Annotated in this window: 14 protein-coding genes; 10 read left to right on the top strand and 4 right to left on the bottom strand. The window is 67.6% G+C overall.

Annotated elements, in window-relative coordinates:
- Positions 1-128: 128 nt before the first annotated feature.
- Complete coding sequence (locus AC3ITN_RS16480; protein WP_313347651.1) at positions 129-2,792, bottom strand: TonB-dependent receptor; 2,664 nt, start codon at positions 2,790-2,792, stop codon at positions 129-131.
- A 152-nt stretch (positions 2,793-2,944) separates the two neighbouring features.
- Positions 2,945-3,961 carry a glucokinase family protein gene (locus AC3ITN_RS16475; protein ID WP_489391211.1) on the bottom strand — a complete coding sequence of 339 codons (1,017 nt, stop codon included), beginning with the start codon at positions 3,959-3,961 and terminating at the stop codon, positions 2,945-2,947.
- A gap of 367 nt (positions 3,962-4,328) precedes the next feature.
- Between AC3ITN_RS16475 and AC3ITN_RS16470 the strand changes: the two genes are divergently transcribed.
- The 9 genes from AC3ITN_RS16470 (at position 4,329) to AC3ITN_RS16430 (ending at position 18,216) form a co-directional block, all read left to right on the top strand.
- Complete coding sequence (locus AC3ITN_RS16470; protein WP_313347649.1) at positions 4,329-5,621, top strand: sugar MFS transporter; 1,293 nt, start codon at positions 4,329-4,331, stop codon at positions 5,619-5,621.
- A 42-nt stretch (positions 5,622-5,663) separates the two neighbouring features.
- On the top strand, positions 5,664-6,731 hold the full coding sequence (locus tag AC3ITN_RS16465) for a LacI family DNA-binding transcriptional regulator (RefSeq protein WP_313347648.1): 1,068 nt from the start codon (positions 5,664-5,666) through the stop codon (positions 6,729-6,731).
- A gap of 7 nt (positions 6,732-6,738) precedes the next feature.
- Positions 6,739-7,767 (top strand): SIS domain-containing protein, encoded by a 1,029-nt coding sequence (locus AC3ITN_RS16460; protein ID WP_489391210.1) that lies wholly within the window; start codon positions 6,739-6,741, stop codon positions 7,765-7,767.
- The gene (gene nagA / locus AC3ITN_RS16455) at positions 7,767-8,915 is read left to right on the top strand and encodes an N-acetylglucosamine-6-phosphate deacetylase (protein WP_489391209.1); all 1,149 of its coding nucleotides are present in this window, start codon (positions 7,767-7,769) and stop codon (positions 8,913-8,915) included. Before AC3ITN_RS16460 ends, nagA begins: the two co-directional genes overlap by 1 nt.
- On the top strand, positions 8,912-9,979 hold the full coding sequence (locus AC3ITN_RS16450; RefSeq protein WP_489391208.1) for an acyltransferase family protein: 1,068 nt from the start codon (positions 8,912-8,914) through the stop codon (positions 9,977-9,979). The genes nagA and AC3ITN_RS16450 overlap by 4 nt, the downstream gene beginning before the upstream one ends.
- 149 nt (positions 9,980-10,128) lie before the next feature.
- Positions 10,129-13,098: an autotransporter family protein gene (locus AC3ITN_RS16445; RefSeq protein ID WP_489391207.1), complete on the top strand. Its 2,970-nt coding sequence runs from the start codon at positions 10,129-10,131 to the stop codon at positions 13,096-13,098.
- Between the two features lie 126 nt (positions 13,099-13,224).
- Positions 13,225-16,020, top strand: coding sequence for an autotransporter family protein (locus AC3ITN_RS16440; RefSeq protein WP_489391206.1), 2,796 nt, complete (start codon positions 13,225-13,227; stop codon positions 16,018-16,020).
- A gap of 63 nt (positions 16,021-16,083) precedes the next feature.
- A complete protein-coding gene (locus AC3ITN_RS16435; protein ID WP_489391205.1) occupies positions 16,084-16,803 on the top strand; it encodes an IclR family transcriptional regulator in 720 nt (239 codons plus the stop codon).
- Positions 16,804-16,899: 96 nt separating this feature from the next.
- Positions 16,900-18,216: an MFS transporter gene (locus AC3ITN_RS16430; protein ID WP_489391204.1), complete on the top strand. Its 1,317-nt coding sequence runs from the start codon at positions 16,900-16,902 to the stop codon at positions 18,214-18,216.
- A 194-nt stretch (positions 18,217-18,410) separates the two neighbouring features.
- Here the strand turns inward: AC3ITN_RS16430 and AC3ITN_RS16425 are convergent, their stop codons facing one another.
- Positions 18,411-19,580 carry a mandelate racemase/muconate lactonizing enzyme family protein gene (locus AC3ITN_RS16425; RefSeq protein ID WP_489391203.1) on the bottom strand — a complete coding sequence of 390 codons (1,170 nt, stop codon included), beginning with the start codon at positions 19,578-19,580 and terminating at the stop codon, positions 18,411-18,413.
- Positions 19,577-20,509, bottom strand: a complete 933-nt coding sequence (locus AC3ITN_RS16420) for a dihydrodipicolinate synthase family protein (protein WP_489391202.1) — start codon at positions 20,507-20,509, stop codon at positions 19,577-19,579. The genes AC3ITN_RS16425 and AC3ITN_RS16420 overlap by 4 nt, the downstream gene beginning before the upstream one ends.
- A 245-nt stretch (positions 20,510-20,754) precedes the next feature.
- On the opposite strand from AC3ITN_RS16420, the gene AC3ITN_RS16415 reads away from it, so the two are divergent.
- The gene (locus AC3ITN_RS16415; RefSeq protein WP_489391201.1) at positions 20,755-23,430 is read left to right on the top strand and encodes a TonB-dependent receptor; all 2,676 of its coding nucleotides are present in this window, start codon (positions 20,755-20,757) and stop codon (positions 23,428-23,430) included.
- Positions 23,431-23,438: the final 8 nt, after the last annotated feature.

Genomic DNA, 23,438 nt, shown 5'->3' with positions numbered 1-23,438 from the left:
TTGGTGCGGTGTTGTAGCGCCGGGCCGTGCCCGGCGACGAAAAACGGGCCCGGATGGCGGGCCCGTTTTCAGTGGGCCGGTTCGGCCCACGGGATGCGCCGGCCGTTGGCCGGCACACCGATGCCACCTTAATACTTGAAGCGGAAGTTCAGGTAGTACTGGCGACCGTTGGAGTAGAACGAGGTCGGAATGGACGCGCTCTGGTAGTACTTGTAGGTCGGGTTGTTGAGGTTCAGGCCGTCCAGGGTGATGCTCATCCACTTGGTGGGCGCGTAGCTGAGCGAGGCCGACAGCGTGCCGAAGTCATCCTGGTAGTACGGGTTGGCACCGGACAGGCTGATCAGGAACGAGGAGCGACGGGTGTAGCTGACGCGTGCGCCGAAGGTGTCGTTCTCGAAGAAGGCGCCCACGTTGTAGGTGTTCTTCGAGGTGCCCAGCAGGTTGTGACTGCCGTCGGCCCAGGTGTGCGCCGAGCTGCCGTTGGCGTAGGTGTAGTTGGCGTTGAAACCGAAGTTCTCGCCGATCGGCTGCTCGTACGCCACTTCCACGCCGGTGACCTTGCCGTCGGCATTGATCGGGGTGGACACGGCATAGGTTTCAAGCTGGTTGGTCAGTTCGCTGAAGAGCTGCTTGTTGATCACGTCGAAGGCGACGTAGTCCTTCAGGTCGATATGGTACGCACCGACCGACAGCAGGCCGCGTGGCATGAAGTACCACTCCAGGTTGGCGTCCAGGTTGCTGCCGATGGTCGGCTTCAGTTCCGGGTTGCCGCCACCGCCGGTCTTGTTCAGGTCCGAACCCCATGCAGACGCACCCAGTGCCGAGTAGTCCGGCAGGGTCTGGGTCTGCGACGCAGCCACGCGCAGCACCAGGTTGTCGTCCAGGTCGAACTTGATGTTGGCGCTGGGCAGCACGCGGTCGTACTTGTTCTGGAAGGCCTGGCGCTGCCACATGCCGAACAGGCTGCTCACATCGGCGCGGGACGCGTCACTCACCGCCAGGTAGGTGTCGATGTCCTGCTTGATGTCCACGTAACGCAGGCCGATGTTGCCGCTCCACCAGTCACCGGTGAAGTTGGCCTGCACGTACGCGGCGAAGTTCTTCTCTTTCACCTTCCACTCGGCGCCGTAGTTGTGGCGCCCGGTGGGGCCGTCGTTGTTGGACAGCCAGGTGGAGTTGTTGAGGATCGCGGTCTGCAGCGCATCCGGGGTGTAATACCAGACGTTGCGCGGGAAGGTGCCGCCGATGCCGCTGGCGAAGTTGCCCGGGTAGTTGCCCGTGGCGCTGCCTTCCAGTGCCGACCAGATGTCGCCCGGGCTGGCGCCTTCCGGCGACAACGCCTCACGCTCGTGGTCGGCGAAGCGCAGGCCGAAGTCCAGCGAGCTCAGCGCGCCACCGTCGCTGAAGTACTGGTTGAAGTCGAGCGATGCCCAGTCTTCCTTGTCTTCTGCCTTGACCTGCTGGTTGCCCCAGGTGCCGAAGCTGCTCACGCCGCTCGGGCTGGTGTCGCCGCCCACGTTCCAATCCACCGGCGAACCCGCCCCATGGGTGGCCCAGCTGGCGCCGCCGCCCTGGCCCAGGGTGACTTCGGCAATGAACTGGCGCGGCGTCTCGCCGGTGCCCTTGGTGGTGCCGGCCTGGAACTTGGCGCCGAGGTTGTCGTTGATCTGCCAGTCGGCGTCGAAGGTGACATAGCTGGTCTTGGCCGTCGCCTCACGGTAGATCATGTCGTACACGGCGTAGTTGGTGCCCGGCACGCCCGCGTAGGTGGCGTTGCTGAGCACGCCGTCGGTGATGGTGTAGCCCGGGTTCGGCGCCTGGGTCCTGGCGAAGTTGCCGCCCCACATCATGTAATTGCGGTTGTAGTTGTTGGCTTCCAGTTCCGAGGTGAAGCCGCTCAGGCCCAGCGTCAGGTTGTCCATCGGCTTCCACTGGAACGTCAGCAACCCGCCCTTGCGCTCACGGGTCTGTTCGAACAGGGTCGAGCCCAGCAGGCCCGGCACGTTCACGCCGATCAGGTCCGGGTTGGTCGCGGCGACCGGATCGGTCGCGGCGATCTTGAAGAAGCCGCCCGGGATTTCCTGCGCCTCGCGGCGCAGCTCACGCTTCTGGTAGAAGGCCTGCAGCATGACGCCGAAGGTGTCGCTGTCGTTCTTCCAGTTGACCAGGCCCGAGAACTGCGGATCGGTTGAATCGGCCTGGTCCGAGCGCACCGCGCCCAGCGACGCTTCGGCGCTGAACGGCTTGGCGAACTGGAGCGGCTTGCGGGTGATGATGTTGACGGTACCGGTGGTGCCGCCGTCCTGCAGCTTGGCCTGCGAGGACTTGTTCACTTCCACCGAGCTGACCAGCTCGGACGGCAGCAGCGAGTAGCTGACGCTGCGGCCCACGTTGTTGCCCTGGCTGAGCACGAACCAGTCGGCGGAGCCGACGCTGTGGCCGTCGATCAGGGTCTGGGTCAGGCTCGGGCTGGTGCCGCGCAGGCTGACGCGGTCGGCTTCGTCGAAGCCGCCTTCGTCGGCGCTGGCCGAGCTGATGTTCACGCCGGGCAGGCGCTGCAGGGTGTCGGCCACGTTGTGCGCCGGCAGCTTGCCGACGTCTTCGGCGGTCACCACTTCCAGGCGCGCATTGGCTTCACGCTTGGTGTCGAGGGACTTCTCCATCGAACCGCGGATACCGGTAACGGTGACGGTGTCCAGGTCGGTGGCGGTGGGCTGTGCGTCCTGCGCGTGGGCGCCGAAGGCAAGACAGCTGAAAATGGCTGCCGAAAGCAGGCTCTTGCGGTGGTTCATGATGTCTCTCCTCATCAATCTGTGTGCGCCAGCGACGGCGTGCGGTTTGCGATGCGTACGACCTTGCCCAGCGACCGTTGCCGGTGCGCGACCTACCTTCCACGTACTGCGTGTTGCGTTGCCCGTGCGTCCGGAGAGGACGCAGCGGTGACTTACGATTCGTTGCGGCCGAGGTACCAGCTGGCGGCGCCGATGACGCCCAGCTGCCCGTGCTCGACCACTTTCACGGGAATGCGTTCCAGCGCCTCGCGCATCGGGCCCTTGTTGAGGTACCGCGCCACGAAGGTGCTGTTCACCAGGAACTCGCGGATCTGCGGCAGGATGCCGCCGGCCAGGTACACCCCGCCGTGCGCGCCGTACTGCAGTGCCATGTCGCCGATGGTGCTGCCGAGCAGGCCGCAGAACACCTCCAGGCTCTGGCGCGCCAGCACGTCCTGGTTGCTCATGGCGGCCGCGGTGATCGCATCGGGCGTGCCCAGTACGGCGGGCTGGCCCTCGATCGCGCACAGCGCGCGGTAGAGGTTCATCAGGCCGGGGCCGGACAACGCGTGCTCGACCGAGACATGCGCGTGTTCGCGCTGCATCTGCCGCACGATCGCCATCTCCAGCTCGGTGCTCGCCGCCAGCGTCGGTTGACCGGCTTCGGTGGCCAGCACGACCGCGCCATGCGCGGTGGGAATCCAGACCGCCGCCCCCAGGCCCGTGCCCGGGCCGACCACCAGGGTCGGGCCGCGCGGTGCGGTGGCCGGGCCGGTGAGCTGCAGCACGCCGCTGGCATCCACCTGTGCAGCGGCGTAGGCCACGGCCTCGAAGTCGTTGACGATGTAGACGGCGTCCAGCCCGAGGTCACGCTCGATCTGGCGGGCCGACAGCGGCCAGGGCACGTTCGCGGTGATCACGGTGCCGTCGTCGCGGGCGTAGCCGGCGGTGGCCACCACGCAGTGCGCGGGGCGCTCGCCGTCGGCCAGGAACGCCTGCAGGATCGCACTCAGGCCGGGGTAGTCGGCATTGCGGAACTTGCGGTACTCCAGCAGCTGCACCGGATGGGCCGGGTCCGGGCCGGCCTGCACCCGGGCCACGCGGACATGCGTGCCCCCCACATCGGCGGCCAGGAAGGACGGCGGCGCGGAGGTGGCGTTGGCCGGTAGGGCATGGGCGGCTGCGGTCACACGGGCTCCCTTGGGTACGTACGGCCAGGTCTGGACCCGGCGATTGAGCGGAGTCTGTAATCGTTCTGACAACGATGTCAACGATAACCTCATACTTTCGATGCTGCGCCGCAGCGACCTGTGTCACAAGAAAACGTTTTCAGTCAACTGCGGTCATGTTTTCGCAAACCCGTTGCAATCAGTGGCTCTGTGAAGGCGGGGCGGGGCGTGGCGGGACATCTGCGCAGGTGCAGCATGCGCAGACAGCGGGTCGGTGGCCAAACCAATTGTTGACAAACCCGGGTGGCCCATCGAATAAATGTGACAACGTTGTTCCCAGCCACTCTTCCGACGCCGCCCGCGCGCCGTCGATGCAGGAGCCTTCCAGATGTCCGCAGTGCCTGCTGCCTCCGCGCGTTCGAGCGTGGCCACCTCGATCCTCATCATCGGGGTGCTGTTCTTCCTGATCGGCTTCTTCACCTGGCTCAACGGCCCGCTCATCACCTTCGTCAAACTGGCCTTCGAGCTGGACGAGGTCGGCGCCTTCCTGGTGCTGATGGTCTTTTACCTGTCCTACTTCTTCCTGGCCCTGCCGGCGTCGTGGATCCTCAAGCGCACCGGCATGAAGAAGGGCCTGAGCCTGAGCCTGCTGGTGATGGCCGCCGGCGCGGTGGTGTTCGCGCACTTCGCCCAGCAGCGCTGGTATCCCGGCGCGCTCAGCGGCCTGTTCATCATCGGCAGCGGGCTGGCCCTGCTGCAGACGGCGGTCAACCCGTACATCAGCATCCTGGGCCCGATCGAGACGGCCGCGCGGCGCATCGCGCTGATGGGCATCTGCAACAAGATCGCCGGCATGATCGCGCCGTTCCTGATCGGCACGCTGGTGCTGCATGGCATCGGTGACCTGTCCGACAAGGTCGCCGCCGCCGATCCGGTCACCCGCAACGCGCTGCTGGATACCTTCGCCGCCAAGATCCAGATGCCGTACATGGCCATGGCCGGCCTGCTGGTCGTGCTGGCGGTCGGCGTGCTGTTCTCGCCGCTGCCGGAGATCAAGACGGCCGAGGCCAACGCCACGCCGGCGCGCGCGCCGGGCCTGGCCGAACGCACCAGCATCTTCCAGTTCCCGCACCTGTGGCTGGGCGTGCTGTGCCTGTTCGTGTACGTGGGCGTGGAAGTGATGGCCGGCGATGCGATCGGGACGTATGGGCACGGTTTCGGCCTGCCGTTGGACCAGACCAAGCTGTTCACCTCCATCACGCTGTTCGCCATGCTGCTGGGGTACCTGGTCGGGCTGGCGCTGATTCCGCACCTGGTCTCGCAATCGCGTTACCTGAGCATTTCCGCCAGCCTGGGCGTGCTGTTCTGCATCGGCGCACTGCTCACCCACGGCTACGTGTCGGTGGGCTTCGTGGCCGCGCTGGGCTTCGCCAACGCGATGATGTGGCCGGCGATCTTCCCCCTGGCGATCCGTGGCCTGGGCCGTTTCACCGAGACCGGTTCGGCCCTGCTGGTGATGGCCATTGCCGGCGGCGCGATCATCCCGCAGGCGTTCGCGGTGCTCAAGCAGCATTTCGACTTCCAGTGGGTGTTCGCCGCGCTGATGGTGCCGTGCTACCTGTACATCCTGTTCTACTCCCTGCGCGGCCATCGGATCGGGCTGCCCCGCGATGGGCAGTGATCGGCGATCATGGACGCTCAACCGGTGACCCAGGAAAAGAGCATGCGCAGAGCGACCATCAAGGATGTCGCCGAACGGGCCAAGGTGTCGTTGAAGACCGTGTCGCGGGTCATCAACAACGAACCCTCGGTGATGCAGGCCACGCGTGCACGGGTACTCCGCGCCATCGCCGAGCTGGATTACGAACCGGATCCGGCCGCGCGCAACCTGCGCACCGGCACCACGCTGGTGATCGGGCTGGTGTACGACAACCCCAACCCGTACCACATCATCGGCGTGCAGAACGGCGTGCTGGCGGCCTGCCGGGAGACCGGCTTCGGGCTGCAGATCCATCCCTGTGATTCCAGCTCGCCGATGCTGGCCGAGGAACTGGCCGACTGGGTGCAGCGTTCGCGCCTGGCCGGGCTGGTGCTGACCGCGCCGATGTCCGAGCGCGGCGACCTGGTGGCGGCCCTGACCGCACGCGGCATCAAGCTGGTACGCATCATTGCCGCCACGGCCGATCCGCAGGACGGGGCGTGCGTGTTCGTGGACGACCGCGAGGCCGCCTACGAGATCACCGAACACCTGATCCAGCTCGGTCACCAGCGCATCGGCTTCCTGTGGGGTGGCACGTCGCACCGGTCCAGCGGCGAGCGCCATGCCGGCTACGAGGCGGCGCTGCGCGACTACGGCATGAGCATCGACAAGCACCTGGTGGTGCAGGGCGACTACACCTTCGACGACGGCTTCCGCGGCGCACGCCGGCTGCTGGCGCTGCGCGAACCGCCCACCGCCATCTTCGGTTCCAACGACGAGATCGCCGCCGGCGTGCTGGCGGCCGCCAAGTCGGCCGGCATGAACGTGCCGTATGACCTGTCCATTGCCGGCTTCGAGGACAGCCCGTTCTCGCGCCAGTCCTGGCCGCCGCTGACCACCGCCAAGCAGGCCACCGAAGACATCGCGCGCCACGCGGCGCGGCTGTTGATCGCGCAGCTGCGCAGCGACGCCTACGACGATACGCCGCTGCAGCTGCAGAACCAGGGCTTCGTCCCGCAGCTGGTCGTGCGCGGCTCCACCGCGCCGATGCGGCCGCTCGCCACACGCCCACCTACTCCTGAAACCACCTGAGCCCCGCATGTCACTGCCCGCGCCCCACGACACCCTGATGTTCCGCGAAGCCGCCGAAGCGGCCGACGTGATCGCTGCGCAGTTCGCGCGCAACCAGTCTGCAGTGGAAACGCTGGCCGCAACGTTGCGCGCCGCGCCGCCGCCGTTCGTGGTCACCTGTGCGCGCGGCAGCTCCGACCACGCGGCCACCTACGCCAAGTACCTGCTGGAAACCCGGCTGGGGCTGGTCACCGCATCGGCGTCGCCGTCGGTGGGCTCGGTCTACGAATCGCCGCTGCAGCTGCGCGGCGCGCTGTACATCGTGATTTCGCAGTCGGGCAAGAGCCCGGACCTGCTGCGCAATGCAGAGGCCGCACGCGCGGCCGGCGCGCGCGTGGTGGCGCTGGTCAACGTGGAGGATTCACCACTGGCGCAGCTGGCCGAAACGGTGATCCCGCTCGGCGCCGGTGCCGAACGCAGCGTGGCGGCAACCAAGAGCTACCTCGCCTCGCTCTCGGCGATCCTGCAGCTGGTGGCGTACTGGAGCCAGGACGCGGGGCTGATCGCATCGCTGCGCACGCTGCCCGACGCACTGCGGCACGCCTGGAACAGCGACTGGTCGGCGCTCACCGAGGGCCTCGTGCCCGCGCACAACCTGTTCGTGCTCGGCCGCGGCCTGGGCCTGGCGGCGGCGCAGGAGGCGGCGCTGAAGTTCAAGGAAACCTGCGGCCTGCATGCCGAGGCCTACAGTTCGGCCGAGGTCAAGCACGGCCCGATGGCGCTGGTTGGCCCCGGCTTCCCGGTGCTGGCCTTCGCCCAACCGGACGAAACCGGCGCCGGTACCCGCGCGGTGCTGCAGGAATTCGCCGCGCGCGATGCCCAGGTGTGGCTGGCCGCCGAAGACGGCGACCTGGCGCTGCCGGCGGCGCCACACCCGGCATGCGCGCCACTGCTGACCGTGCAGGCCTTCTACCGTGCGATCAATGCACTGGCGCTGCGGCGCGGGCACAACCCGGACCTGCCGCCGCACCTGAACAAGGTTACGGAGACCGTCTGATGAAGACCGTCCTGCGCAACGCACGCATCCTCACCGGTGACGGGTTCCGCGACGACCTGGCGGTGGTCATCGAAGACGGGCGCATCACGGCGCTGGTCTCCGACGCCGCGCCGCAGCTGGGAAGTGCCGATGAGCAGGTGGACCTGGGCGGCGGCTGGCTGCTGCCCGGTTTCATCGATGCGCAGGTCAATGGCGGTGGCGGGGTGCTGTTCAACAACACGCCCGACGTGGAAAGCCTGCGCACGCTGGCCGCCGCGCACCGCCGCTTCGGCACCACCGCGTTGCTGCCCACCCTGATCAGCGACGACGTGCAGGTGATGCGCACGGCCATCGAGGCCACCCGCGTGGCGATCGAACAGTGCGTGCCGGGCGTCATCGGCATCCACCTGGAAGGGCCCTACATCGCGCCTGCGCGCAAGGGCACGCACGACGCCAACAAGTTCCGCGTGCCCGATGCCGACGAGATCGCGATGGCGGCTTCGCTCGACAACGGCGTAACCCTGCTGACCCTGGCCCCGGAACGGGTGCCACTGGACAGCATCCGCGCGCTGGTCGAGCGCGGCGTGATCGTGGCCGCCGGGCATACCGCGGCCACCTATGAAGAAGCACGCGCCGGGCTGGATGCCGGCATCCGTGGCTTCACCCATCTGTACAACGCGATGTCGCCGCTGACCGGCCGCGAGCCGGGCGCCGTGGGCGCCGCACTGGAAGACCGGGACAGCTGGATCGGCATCATCGCCGACGGCGTGCACGTGCATCCGGCCAGCCTGCGCGTGGCGCTGGCCGCCAAGCCGCGCGGCAAGGTCATGCTGGTGACCGATGCCATGCCGCCGGTGGGCGCGGACAGCCCCAGCTACGAACTGTATGGCGAAGTGATCACCGCCGTTGACGGGGTGGTGCGCAATGCCGCCGGTTCGCTGGCCGGCTCCGCGCTGGACATGGCCACCGCCGTGCGCAATGCGGTGCAGCTGCTGGGCCTGCCGCTGGACGAAGCGGCGCGCATGGCTTCGCGCTACCCGGCGCAGTTCCTCAACGTGGACGACCGCCTGGGCGAGATCGCGGAAGGGTACCAGGCCGACCTGGTGCTGCTGGACGACGCGCTGCAGGTCCGCAGCACCTGGATTGCCGGACAGCGCGAGGACGCATGACTACGTCCCTGTCGTCGCGCATGGGCTCCATCGACGCCCTGCGCGGGCTCACCGTGGCCGCCATGCTGCTGGTCAACAATCCGGGCGACTGGAGCCATGTCTACGCGCCGCTGCTGCACGCGGAGTGGCACGGCTTCACCCCGACCGACCTGATCTTCCCGCTGTTCCTGTTCATTGCGGGTGTCTCGATGGCCTTCAGCCTGGCACCGCGCGCCGGCGATTCCACGGCGCGCCCGGCATTGAGCCGCACGCTGCTGCAGCGCGCGCTGCGCATCCTCATCGCCGGCGCATTGCTGCACGTAGTGGCCTGGTGGCTGTTCGAGCTGCCGGCCTACAGGCTGTGGGGCGTGCTGCAGCGGATCGCGCTGTGCGTGGCGGTGGTGGGCCTGCTGGCCATCCACACGCGGCCGCGTACGCAGTGGCTGGTACTGGGCGGCCTGCTGCTGGGCTATGCGGCGCTGCTGCTCGGGGCCGATACGCTGGCGCCGTGGCACAACCCGGTGAGCCGGGTGGATACCGCGTTGTTCGCGCCGTTCCTGTACAAGTACGACGCCGTGACCCGGCTCGGCCATGATCCCGAAGGCCTGCTCAGCAGCGCCGGTGCCATCGCCACCACGCTGCTGGGGCTGATCGCCGGCCGCTGGCTGCGCGCGGGCCGCCTGGGCGCGCTCGGCGGACTGGGGCTGGTCCTGCTGGGCGGTGGTCTGCTGCTGGCGCCGGTGCTGCCGTTCAACAAGAACCTGTGGACGCCCAGCTACGTGCTGTGGAGCGGCGGGTTGTCCATCGCCGCACTGCTGCTGGCGCACCTGCTCATCGACCGTCATGGCTGGCCTGCCATCGGCCGCCGATTCGGTGTCAACGCCATCGCGGCGTATCTGGGCTCATCGGTGATGGCACTCGTGCTGATCTCCAGCGGCGCGTGGGCGGCATGGTACGCGCTGCTGCTGTCGGCGTTGCCGGCCGCGCCGATGCTCGCCTCGCTGCTGTGTGCAGCAGGCTTCGTCGCCTTCTGGTGGGGCGTGGTGTGGATCCTCGACCGACGCCGGGTGTACTTCAAAATCTGAATTGATTCAGCACGCTGCGACGCGGCGTGCTGCGTGCGCGTTGACCAAAACGTCACGCTGTAGACGAGAAAGTACGTGTGACCGCCTGTGTATTCCGGTGGCCGATCTGCAGTACTTCCTCCTCTGCAAGGAAACGCTGTATGCATTCCGTGAACCGATTACCGGTTCGCTCGTTGCTGGGCGAACGTATTTCCCACGGCATCCGGTTGGCCTGCAGCGGCGTGCTGATCGCCGCCAGCGCACCGGCCTGGGCTGGCTGCGACAACACCGCACCCGACACCGGGCAGACGGTCACCTGCACCAATGCAGCACCCAACCCCGCTGGCACGGCCGTGACCAGCGTGGCCGGCGCGAACAACGTCACCGTCAACATCGCGCCGCGCGCGCAGCTCAGCATCGCCAGTGGCAATGCCATCACCCTGCAGGGCGGTGCCGGGCACGGGATCAGCAACGACGGCAGCGTTCTTGCCACGGGTGGGGCGGGGTTGTTCTTGAGCGGTTCCACCGCCGTCGTCAACCGTGGCGTGATCAGTGGCAGCACCGGCGGAATCGTGTTCGGCGCCGGCAACGACCGCCTGGACATGCTCGGCGGCAGCATCTCCGGTGGCGTGCTGCAGGGCGCAGGCAACGACGCGATGGTGATGCGCGCCGGCACCGTCAGCGGCGTCGACCAGGGCGACGGCCAGGACAGCCTGGAGATCAGCGGCGGCACCATCACCGGTACCGTCCAGCAGGGCAACGGCATCGACACGTTCCTGATGACCGGAGGCAGCATCGGCGCGCTGCTGCAGGGCGATGCGTATGACCGCTTCCGCATGACCGGTGGGCGCATCATCGGCGCGTTCGACGACGGCGATTACGCCGAGATGACCGGCGGGCAGATCGGCCGGGTCAACATGAAGCTGGATGACAACGTCTTCCTCATGTCCGGCGGCACCATCGACGGCAACCTTGTGACCGGCTTCGGGCGCGACACCATCGTGCTGTCCGATGGCTACATCGGCGGCAACATCAGCGTCAGCGGTGGCGATGATGCCGTGACCATCACCGGTGGCACCGTGCGCGGTGAGATCCGCCTCAGCCTGGGCAACGATCGGGTGGACTGGAACGGCGGTGGGGTGGTGTACGGGCTGGTGGATTTCGGCGAAGGCAACGATGTGACTGGCCTGGCCAACCTCAATGCGGCCCACCTGGGCGCGCTGCCCGGCTTCGATGGCGGCCTGGGCAGCGACACCCTGCTGATGGACAACGTCAAGACCAATGGCGTCGCGCGCTTCACCGGGTGGGAATCGTTCGCGCTGCGCAACGACAGCCAGATGATGTTCGACGGCACCCTGCGTCTCGGCGACGCGGGCAGTGGCACCGGCAACCTCGATGTCGATGCCACCAGCACGCTGTTCGCCGGCGGCGTCAATGCCGGTATCACGGCATTCAACGCCGCGCTTCCGGTAACGGTCAGCAACGCCGGTCGCATCGACCTGAGCAATGGCAGCAACGGCGCGGGTGATGTGTTCACCATCGCCGGCAACTACACCGGCAACGGCGGCGCTCTGTACCTGCAGAGCGTGCTGGGCGCGGACGATTCGCCCTCGGACCGGCTGGTCATCTCCAACGGCGTGGCCAGCGGCACCACCGGCATCGGAATTCTCAACGTGGGCGGGCAGGGCGCGGAAACTGCCGCCGATGGCATCCTGGTGGTGCAGTCCATCAACGGCGCCAGCACCACCCCCACGGCATTCGCGCTGTACAACCCGCTGGCTGCGGGTGCGTTCGAGTATTTCCTGTTCAAGGGGGGCGTCAGCGCCGGCAGCGGCGAGAACTGGTATCTGCGCTCGACCCTCGTGAGTGGGACGACCGCGGCCGCTGCCGCACCGCCCACCGGGGAAGCCACGGTGACTCCCGAACCACCACCGCCCGATCCCATCGGCGTTGCACCGGCGCCATTGCCACCGCCGCCGTCGCCGGACGTTCCCGAAAACCCCAACCCGGTAGCTGCCGAGCCGCCGCCGCCACCGCCGCCGCCGGAACCGGCGCCGGTGGCCGCCGCGGAGGAAGAGGTGCCACCGCCGGTGCCCACGGCGGCAGCGGCCGTTCCGGGGCCACGGGCCGTGCCACCCACCCCGGACGCCACCCCCGCGCAGGGCGACATCATTCCGCTGTATCGCCTCGAGACCGGCCTGTATTCGGTGGTGCCGCCCTTGTTGCGCGAGGCGAGCCTGGCCAGCCTTGGCACGTTCCATGAGCGCCAGGGCGAACAGCGCGTGTTGGCCGGGCAGGGGGGGGTGCGCGCGGCCTGGGCGCGGATGATCGGGCAGAGCCATGAACAGCATTGGGACGGCGACGCCGAGCCCGGCTTCGACGGTGATATCCAGGGCATCCAGGCCGGCCTGGACCTGTATGCCAACGCCGACGATGGCCACCGCGACCAGTTCGGCGTATTCGTCGGCCGCACCCGCGCGCAGGGCAACGTGAGCGGCTTCGCGATCGGTTGGGAGAACGTGGCGGTGGGGCGCACCCGCATGGACGACAAACATGTGGGCCTGTACTGGACCCGCGTGGGCAGTGCGGGGGGCTACCTGGATGCCGTGCTGATGCAGAGCCGCTACGACGGTGATGCCACGTCGTCGCGCGGGCTGGGCATTGATGTAAAGGGCGAGGGGACCACTGCCTCGATGGAAATCGGAAAGCCGCTGCTGCGCTTCGGGCAGTCCGCATGGTGGCTGGAACCGCAGCTGCAGGTGATCTGGCAACGCACCGCGATCGATGATGCGGCCGACCGCATCGCGTCGCTGCGCTTCGACGGTGACAACGCCTGGACCGGACGCGTCGGGCTGCGCCTGGCGGGCGACTACCACATCGCCGGCAGCGGCTGGCAGCCTTACCTGAAGCTCAATTACTGGCAAACGTTGACGGGCGAAGACCACATCGACTTCGACACCAACCGCATCATCAACCAGCAGGCATCGCGCGCGCTGGAAGTCGGCGTGGGCGTGGTAGCGCGCTTCAATGCCAACGTGAGCGCCTTCGCGGTGGCCGACTACACGCGCGATCTGGAAAGCAGCGCGCTGAAGGAACGCAAGGTGATCGAAGGCAACATCGGGTTGCGCTTCGACTGGTAGCCCCACGCGTGCGCCGCGATCTTGACCTGGCCGTCACGGGGGACGGCGGACAGTAGCGCCGCCGGCCCTACGGGGGGAACCAAAGGTCCGTTGCAGTACCCACCTCACTCGATGAAAGGAAGGGTCATGCAACACCATGCCTCCGTTCCAGCCCGCAACGGGCTGGTTTCTGCTGTCGCGTGCTGCCTCGGAATCGGCTGGCGCGGTGCATTGGGAACACTGCTGTTGGGCACCACGGCCCCTGCCTGGGCGGGCTGCGACAACCCTGCGCCCACCAGCGGACAGACCGTCACCTGCAGCACCGCCGCGCCCAACCCGGACACCACGCCGGTCGTCAGCCAGGTCGGGTCGGCCAACGTCACCCTCAACGTACAGAGCGGCGCACAACTGGCACTGGCCAGCGGCGCGGCCGTCGCACTGGATGGCGGCGGCGGGCACCAGATCAACAACAGCGGCAGCATCGTCAACACGGGCGGCTTCGCGATACTCAGCAACACCGCCACCACCGTGGTCAACCGCGGCGTCATCACCGGCAGCAGTGGCGCGTTGTTCCTCGGCGCAGGTGCCGACCGCGTGGAGATGCTGGGCGGTACGATCACCGGTGGCGTGCTGCAGGGCGCAGGCACCGATACGCTGGTGATCCGCGACGGGGTGATTGACCGCATCGACCAGGGCGATGGCCAGGACAGCCTGGAGATCAGCGGCGGCACCGTGACCGGTGAAGTGAACCAGAGCCGCGATCCCGACACGTTCGTGATGACCGGCGGCACGATCGGCTCGCTGGTGCAGGGCGACGGCTACGACAGCTTCCGCATGACCGCCGGTCACATTGTCGCTGGCTTCGACGATGGCGACTCCGCTGAAATGTCCGGCGGCCGCATCGGTCGGGTCAACATGAAGCTGGATGACAACGTCTTCCTGATGTCCGGCGGGAGCATCGATGCCAATCTTGTTACCGGCCTGGGCAAGGACCGCGTGGAGCTTGCCGCGGGCGACATCGGCGGCAACATCAGCGTCAGCGGCGGCGATGACATCATCAAAATCAGCGGTGGCACGGTCGGCGGCAGCGTACTGCTCAGCGTCGGCAATGACCGCCTCGAATGGAGTGGCGGCGGCGTGCTGCGCGGACCCGTGGAATTCGGGGAAGGCAACGACACGGCCAGCCTGGCCAACCTGACCCCGACCCAGCTGGGGGCGCTGCCGTCGTTCGATGCCGGTGCAGGCAACGATCGCCTGGACCTGGGCAACGTAAAAACCGGTGGCGTGGGGCGGTTCAGCGGCTGGGAGCAGGTAAGCGCCACCGGCGCCACCGAGCTGACAATGGACGGCACCCTCACCTTGGGTGACGCGGCGAGCGGCACCGGCAGCCTGTCCATCGATGCCAGCAGCGCGCTGCTGGCCGGTGCCGGCAATGGGCGCGTGGCGCCGTTCAACGCCGGCCAGCGCGTCACCGTCAGCAACGCCGGGCGTATCGACCTGAGCAGCGGTACGAGCACGCCAGGTGACAGCTTCACCATCGTTGGCGATTACGTCGGCAACGGTGGAGTGCTGCAGCTGCAGACGGTGCTGGGGGCAGATGCGTCGGCGTCGGACCGCCTGGTGATCGCCGGTGGCAGTGCCACCGGGAGCACGGTGATGAACATCCTCAACGTGGGCGGGACCGGCGCCAGCACCGTGGTCGATGGCATCCTGCTGGTGCAGGCGCTGGACGGGGCCACGACCAGCCCCACCGCCTTCGCGCTCGGTGGCTCGGTATCGGCCGGCGCCTACGACTACTACCTCTTCAAGGGGGGGGTGAGCGCAGGCACGGGTGAGAGCTGGTACCTGCGTTCCACCCTTGTTCCCGGGCCGGTGCCGGCCCCGGTGGCGGTGGTGTCACCAGGTGAACCGTCACCACCGGCCAACCCGCTGCTGGTGCCGCCTACGCCGAATGCGCGGCCGTCGCCGCTGGCGGTCGTGCCGATCTATCGCCTGGAAACCCCCCCGTATGCGGTCGTGCCGCCGCTGGTGCGCGAAGCCAGCCTGGCCAGCCTGGGGACCTTCCACGAGCGGCAGGGTGAACAGCGCCTGCTGCGCGGCGAGGGCGGTTTCCGCGCGGCGTGGGGTCGCATGATCGGCCAGAGCCACGAGCAGCAGTGGGCCGGCGATGCGCAGCCTGGCTTCGACGGCGATTTCGTCGGTGTGCAGGCCGGCGCCGATCTGTATGCCCATGCAGGGGACACCCGCGACCAGGTTGGCGTGTTCGTGGGCCGTACCCGCGCACGCGGCAACGTCACCGGCTTTGCGCTCGGCTGGGAGAATGTCGCAGCGGGTCGTGCCCGCCTGGACGACAAGCACGCCGGCCTGTACTGGACGCGCGTGGGTGCGGCGAACGGCTACCTGGACGCGGTGGTGATGCAGAGCCGCTACGACGGCGACAGCGTCTCCAGCCGGGGGCTTGGCGTGGATATGAAGGGCACTGGAACCACGGCGTCACTGGAGATCGGCAGGCCCCTGCTGCGCTTGGGCCAGTCACATTGGTGGCTGGAACCGCAGCTGCAGGTCATCTGGCAACGCGCCCGCATGGACGACAGCGCAGATGCGGTAGCCACCCTGCGGATCGACAGCGACAACGCGTGGACAGGGCGCGCGGGACTGCGCGTGGCGGGCGACTACGCGCTGGCCGACACCGGTTGGCAGCCTTACTTCAAGCTCAATTACTGGCAGGCGCTCAGCGGCGAAGACCGCGTCGACATCGGCGGTGACCCGCTGGTGAGCCAGCAGGCGTACCGAGCGCTGGAAGTCGGCGTTGGCGTCGTGGCGCGCTTCAATGCCAACGTCAGCGCGTTCGCGGTGGCCGACTACACCCGTGACCTGGAGAGCAGCCAGCAGAAGGAACGCAAGGTGATCGAAGGCACGCTCGGGATGCGGTTCGACTTCTAGTCGAACCCGGGCAGTGTGTTGCTATTGGTGGCATTACCTCCGGAGGGCAAGTACGCTTTCAGGATGCGAACCAAGCCCAATGCCCAACCCAACCAGAGCCTGATCGACGGTATCGCGACCCTGCAGGCGCTGGCGTCCTCGCCCGAACCGGTGGGCTGCCGCGAACTGGCCCGGCAGCTGGATGCCAATCCCACCCGGGTCAACCGGCTGCTCAAGACCCTGGCTTACCTGGGCATCGCGCGGCAGACCGCCGACCGCAAATACACCGCCGGCCCGGGCATGCACGTGCTGGCCGCACAGAGCCTGTTCGCATCGGGCTTGATCCGCCGCGCGCTGCCGGTGCTGGAGCACCTGCGCCGGTTCGGTCACACCGTCGCACTGGGCGTGCTGTGGAACGACAGCGTCAGCTACCTGTTCCATGCGCCGCCGGGCATCGAGGCCGCGCGCGGCCTGGGCCGCATCGGCCTGCTGCCGGCGACCACCAGCGGCATCGGCATCGTGCTGTTGGCCCAGCTGTCCGACGAGGAGGTGCGCGAGCTGTACGCCGACCGCCCCATCCCGATGTTCCCGGAGGGCATCGAGCAGCTGCTCGCCACGCTGGAGCAGACCCGCCGCCAGGGCCATGCACGCGTGCATGTGGCCGACGAACGCGACCACCACATCGTGGCCATCGCGATGGGTGATCCGGTCCACGCCGGCATCGCGATGTCCGGCTGGATCCCCGAATCGGCGACCGGCGAACTGGTGGCGGCACTGCGTGCGGCGGCAGCCGAGATCGGCTGAGGTTTTGCCGCAGTGCGGTTTGACATGTTGCTACAATAGCAATACGTTGCAGCCTTCCGAAGGGGAGGCATCGGCGATGTCCAAGCGTGCAGGCGCGTGAAGGCGGGCAGGAACACCAAGTGGGTGCTGCTGGGGCTGCTGTTCTTTTCCACGGTGATCAACTACCTGGACCGGCAGGCGCTGTCGATCCTGGCCACCACCATCCAGGCCGACCTGCGCATGAGCGACTTGGAATACGCCCGCGTGGTGCAGGTGTTCCTGTTCGCCTATGCCGCCGCCTACGTGATGGCGGGCCGGGTCACCGATTGGCTGGGCGCACGGGTGGCGCTGCTGCTGTTTGTCGGGTGGTGGTCGTTGGCCAACATCGCCACGGGCTTTGTGCGCAGCGCGTTTGAACTTGGCGCGGCGCGGTTCGCGCTGGGACTGGGTGAGCCGGGCAACTACACGGTAGGGACCAAGGTGGTGTCGGAGCAGTTTCCGGCGCCGCAGCGCGGGCTGGCGCTGGGCCTGTACACCGCTGGCGCGATGATCGGCGCGACGCTCGCACCGCCGTTGATCGGTGGCATTGCATTGACCTACGGCTGGCGCAGCGCGTTCTGGATCACCGGCGTGGCCGGATTGCTGTGGATGATTGCGTGGTATTTCGTCTACCCGCGCCCGGCGCGGCAGGCGGCCCCCGAGGTGGCTGCAGCCACCGCCGCCGAGGCGGTCGCCATGCCCGCGATCGAAACGCAGGCAGTGCCCGCACCCGCGGCCTCGATGCAAGGCATCTGGGGTCGGCTGGCGCGCGACCGCACGGTGTGGGCGCTGGTGGCCTCGCGCGCGGTCGCCGACCCGGTCTGGTATTTCTACCTGTTCTGGTTCCCCAAATACCTGGGCGACGCACGCGGCATGAGCCTGGCCGCGATCGCCTCGCTGGCATGGATCGTCTACGTCGCTGCGGACATTGGCAGCGTCGGTGGTGGTTTGATTTCAGGTCGACTGGTCAAACGCGGCATGAGCCCGGCGCGGGCGCGACTGACCACCATGATCGGTGCGGCGTGCCTGGCCCCGATCGGCATGCTGGTGGCGCTGCATCCGCCGATCCCGTGGCTTCTCGCGCTGGCGTGCGTGGTGACCTTCGCGCACCTTACCTATCAGATCAATCTCACCGCGATGACCGTCGACCTGTTCCCTTCGCGCTACATCGCCTCGGTAGCGGGCCTGGTCGGCTGCGGCAGTGCACTGGGTGGCATGGTCTCGGCGCAGGTGGTGGGCCATCTGGTCGCCGACGGCAACTTCGACCGCGCGTTCGTGCTGATGGCATTCCTGCACCCGATCGCGGTACTGCTTGCCTGGACCGCATTGAGAAAAGCCAAGCGTTCGCGAATGACGCTGGTTGGCCCGGACGCCGAGGCGGTGGCGGCGGCCTGAGGGTAGGGTCCGTTCCCGAACGCCTGCCGACACTGGTCATCGGCACGACGAACGCATGACCCCGGCCGAAGCCGGCTGCGACGGAGGTCATGCCACCATAGGACGTTGCAGAATCCATCGGTGGTCGACTGGGATGCGACCCTGCCGCGCTCATCCCTGCGACGCGTGGGGCCGGAGATTGTCCGGCCCCGCGCTCAAGGCACGAATTCTGCGTGTTCCCAGAAACGCGTATTGGGCTGCGCACCCAGGCCCTGCCCGGAGGGCAGCCGGTAACCTTCGCGCTCATACGCCATGTCGGTGTCCAGCATCTCCACCGACCGCGAGAAGATCGAGTGCTGCCACTCGTGGCGCCACAAGCCCTCGATGACCGCTGACGCATGCAGGCTGGCGGCCATGAAAATGCCGCCGCCGATGGTGGCGTGCGGCGCCACCTGCACCCCATGCGCACCGGCCAAGCGTGCAATGCGCAGGAACTGGGTGATGCCGGTGTGGCCCATCTCCGGTTGCACATAGGCCAGCGTGCCACCCACCAGCCGCAACTGCGCGACATGGTCGGTCGGCCACTCTTCACCCGCTGCAACCGGAATGGGGCTGTTGCCGCCCAATGCAATCAAGCCGGCGACATCTTCAGGCTTGAGCGGCGCTTCGATGAAGGTCAGCTGCGCCGGCACCAGCTGCGCAGCCAACGCCAACGCCTGCGCGTGATCGAACTTCCAGTGCAGGTCGACCATCAGGTGCACCGCGTCGCCCAGTTCGTTGCGCAGCGCCTGCATCTCCTCGACGATGCCGTCATGGCTCACCACAGCGTGGACTTTGAACGCATCATGGCCCTGTGCGGCAAACGTGCGCGCCATCGCCACCTTCTCCGCGACCGTTGCCGCCGGTAGGCCGGAGACATAGCCCAGAATCGTGTCATGCCGTCGTTCGCCGAGCAGCGCCCACAGCGGTTGTCCGGCCGCGCGTGCACGCAGGTCCCACAGCGCGATGTCTAGCGCGGCCAGCGCGTCGGTGTGGAAGCCGCTGCCGCAGCCACGCACGCGCATCAGCCCGTACAGGTCGTCCCAGATCTGCTCGACGTCCTCGGGGTCGCGCCCGACCAGTTCCGGCGCGAGCAGGTCGTTGATGATTTCGCAGGTCGCGCGCGGCGCGCAGATGCCATACGTTTCGCCCCAACCGACCGCGCCATCGTCGGTGGTGACGCGCACCAGCACCGAACGGTCCACGGTCGGGTAGAGCGTGCCGTTGCCCTTCCGCACCAGGTAGCCGCGCGCGTTGACCCGCTCGCCCGGGCCCAGCGGACCCAGGTAGGGTGTGGTGCGTGGAACGGTGAGGATGAAGGTTTCAACCTGTCTGACCTGGCTCACGCGTGGGTTCTCCGGACCTGTCCCGGGACGGCGTCCAACGGCAGCAGGTCGCTGATGCGATCGAGCAGGATATCGAGTTCGCGCATGTCGAAGCGGTCCAGCGCCGGACCCGGCGCCCGCACATGGTCGCTGCCGATCAGGCCGCGGCGCAGCAGGATGGCCTTGGTCAGGCGCCAGCGGAACACCGCCTGCATGCTCAGCAGGGGCAGGGTGCGTTCGAACAGCGTGCGCGCGCGTGCCTGGTCGCCCGCCGCCCACGCCGCGAGCATGGCCACATGCACTTCGGTGATCTCGCAGGCCGGCATCGTGCCGAGTGCGCCGCGTGCCAGTTCATCCAGTACATAGCGTGCGCCGGCGCCGCCGAACACGGCGCGCACGCTGCTGCCGGCGCGCTCGGCCAGCGCCGTGATGCGATGTCCAGACGGCATGGTTTCTTCCTTGACGTATTCAATGGCCGGTACGCGCGCGGTCAGTGCCACCACCTCGTCCACGCCCAGCCCGACACCCATTGGCGCCGGTGCGTTCTGCAGCATCACGGCGACGCCGGATTCGCTGGCCAGGCGGCTGAAGAACGCGGCCATGCCGTCGGCGTCGCCGGCCAGCGCATGCGGGGTGAGTACCATGGCGGCACTTGCACCGGCCTGGCCGCCGGCCTGCGCCAGGCGCACCGCATCTTCCAACGTGCGCGCGCTTGCACCGACGATGAACGGCACGCGGCCGCGGTTCCAGCGGCCAATGCAGGCGGTCAGGTGCAGCCGCTCATCGAGCGTGAGCATGTCGTACTCGCTGGCCAGCCCCGGGAACACCACCCCGGCCGCGCCGGCCGCCAGGATGTACTCGAACACGGCTTCGGTGCCGGCCTCGTCGAGGGCGCCGTGCGCGTCGAAGATGCTGGGCAGGATCGGGAAGACACCTTGTAGAACGGCCATTGCGCCGGGTCCTTGTTGGAAAGCGTGTGCCTTGGATAGCAACACTATGGAAGGGAAGTGGCCGCAGACGCTACAAGAGGCTATTGATTCTTCGCTGCATTGCAGCGTGCGCGGCCAAATCATATTGCTATATTAGCTACACGCTGCCAAGCGGCAGCGCAGCAGCAACGACGAAAAAGCGCTGGATCCAGCTGGGCAGGTCGGGGGCCTGCAGCGGGATCCCTACCTTGGGAGAGGGCCGATACATGCTTCGTTTTCGACGTTCCACCTTGTTCACCGCCCTGGGCACCTGCCTGCTGGCGCCGATGCTGGCCGCCGCCCAGGACACACCGCCGCCCGCCGGCGCCACCGCCGCCGGGGAAAAGCAGGCGCAGACGCTGGACGCGGTCAGCGTCGTTGGCATCCGCGGCAGCCTGGAAGCCTCGCGCGACCTGAAACGCGACTCGTTCCAGATCGTCGACGCGATCGTGGCCGATGACATCGGCAAGCTACCCGATACCAACGTGGCCGAATCGCTGGGCCGGGTCGCCGGCGTGCAGCTCGAGCGCGGCATGGGCGAGGGCAGCGACATCCTGGTGCGTGGCCTGAAGGAGAACGTGCTGCTGTACAACGGCCGCCAGATCGTCGACGCCACCGGGCGCGGCGGCAACGGCCTGGATCAGCTCGCCACCTCCACCTACGGCCTGCTCTCGCTGGTGCCCTCCGAGCTGATTTCGCGGCTGGAAGTCACCAAGCTGGCCGGTGCGGACCAGATCTCCGGTGGGCTGGGCGGCATCGTCGACATCCACACCCGCCAGCCGCTGTCGGGCGATAGTGACCAGAACGTGGTCAGCCTGGCCGGCACCTACGACGACATGGCCGATTCCTGGGGCCACAACGCCTTCGGGCTGATCTCGCGGCGCAACGAGGACCGCACCTTCGGCGCGTTGCTGTCGGCCACGTACGGCCGCCGCAACGTGGTGCAGCAGGGCCTGGATACCTTCTCCGGCTATGGCCGCTTCAACGACCCGAGCGATCCCACCCGCACGCGCTTCGGCAGCACCGACATGCGCGCGCAGAACATCGACGATGACCGCACCAAGGTTGGCCTCAGCGCGGTACTGCAGTGGCGGCCCGCCGATGGCGTGGAGCTGTCCTGGGATACCTTCTATTCCCGGCAGAAGGCCGAGCGCGACCGCTACTGGATCGCCTTCAACCCCTCCGCTGGCCTGAGCAACGCGGTCTACTCCGACCACGACATCCTGCTGGCCGGCCGATCCACCGGCACCGTGCTGCTCAACACCGAAGTGGCCGACATCGATTCGGACACCCTGTCCAGCGCGCTGCGTGCCAGCTTCCAGGTCGGCGAACGCGTGACCGGTTCGGCCGAACTGGACTGGGGCCGCTCCACCGCCAGCTACAACCAGCGCTACATGCGGCTGGCGCCGATGGCCGGGCTGACCTCGGTCACCGACTTCGATCTGCGCAGCGGCAGCTTCGGCAGCTTCAATGTCAGTGGCGTCAACGTGGTCGATCCGGCGCAATGGCGCATGAGCATCCTGTTCGACAACGACTGGCGCGCGCAGACCGATTCGCGCGCGCTGCGCACCGACTGGAGCCTGGCCTTCGACAACGGCCCGCTGCGCTCGCTGGATGTCGGCGCGCGCTTCAGCCGGCTGGAAAGCCTGCAGGACCCGCGCCGCGCCGACATCCGCCCGGCCGGCGGCATTCCGGTCACGCAGATGGATCCATACATCCGCGTGTACAGCAACAACGACTTCCTGCCGGGAGAATTCGCCGGCCTGCCGCGCGACTACCTGGGGGCGTTCCGCGGCACCTTCGGCGGCTGCGGCAGCTTCACCACGCTGCCGCAGATCTCGCAGAACCCGCAGTGCCTGGATCCGGCCAACACCGCGCTGGCCTATGCAGCCACCTTCAGCGTCGACGAGGACTTCCTCGAGGCCTACGCCAAGCTCAACTGGGACACCGAGGTGGGCGGGATGGCACTGGGTGGCAATGTCGGCCTGCGCTTCGTGGGCCGTGACCTGACCTCGCGTGGCAACCTGATCAGCGGCACCGGCGTGCTGACCCCGTCCAACTTCGAGCGCGACGACCGCAACGTACTGCCTTCGGCCGTGGCCAAGCTGCAGATCAGCGACAGCCTGGTGCTGCGCGGCGGCGCGGCCAAGGTGGTGGCGTTCCCCAACACCGAAGACCTCAACAATGGCGTGACCCTCAACAACAACGCCGTGTTCGATGCCAATGGCGTGCAGACCTCGCCGGGCACCGGCAGCGGAGGCGCGCCGGACCTGGATCCGTTCAAGGCCACCCAGTACGACCTGTCGCTGGAGTGGTACTACGGCGGCCAGGGCCTGCTGTCGGCCGGCCTGTTCTACAAGGACGTGTCCACCTTCATCGTGCAGCGCCAGAGTGCGGAAACCTACAGCAACGTCAACTTCCTGGTGCTGCGCAAGATCAACGGCGACAAGGCCAAGGTGAAGGGCGCCGAGCTGCTGGCGCAGGTGCCCTTCAGCGGCATGTTCGACGGCTTCGGCGTGGTGGCCACCTACACCTGGATCGACTCGGAAACCCCGATCACCGACATCAACGGCAATGCCATGACCTTCCCGGGCCTGTCCAAGAACAACGCCAACCTGATCGGCTACTACGAGAACGGCCCGTTCGGCATCCGCCTGGCCTACAACTGGCGCGACGAATACCTGGTAGGGCTGTCGGCAGCGTCCACGGGCATCTACAACGATACCTACAAGGACCTGTCGGCATCGATGAGCTACGATTTCAGCGATCGCCTGTCGCTGAAGCTGGAAGGCAACAACCTGCTCGACAGCGAACAGCGCACCTTCGACGGTTATGCCGAAGGCCTGCGTACCAACGTGGTGTTTGGCCGGTCCTACAAGGCCAGCCTGACCTACCGGTTCTGAGCATGGTT

The sequence above is a fragment of the Stenotrophomonas sp. KH_036_B genome (assembly GCF_057839485.1).
The sequence above is the reverse complement of the archived record's forward strand: the minus strand, read 5'-3'. Positions and strand labels throughout refer to the sequence as shown.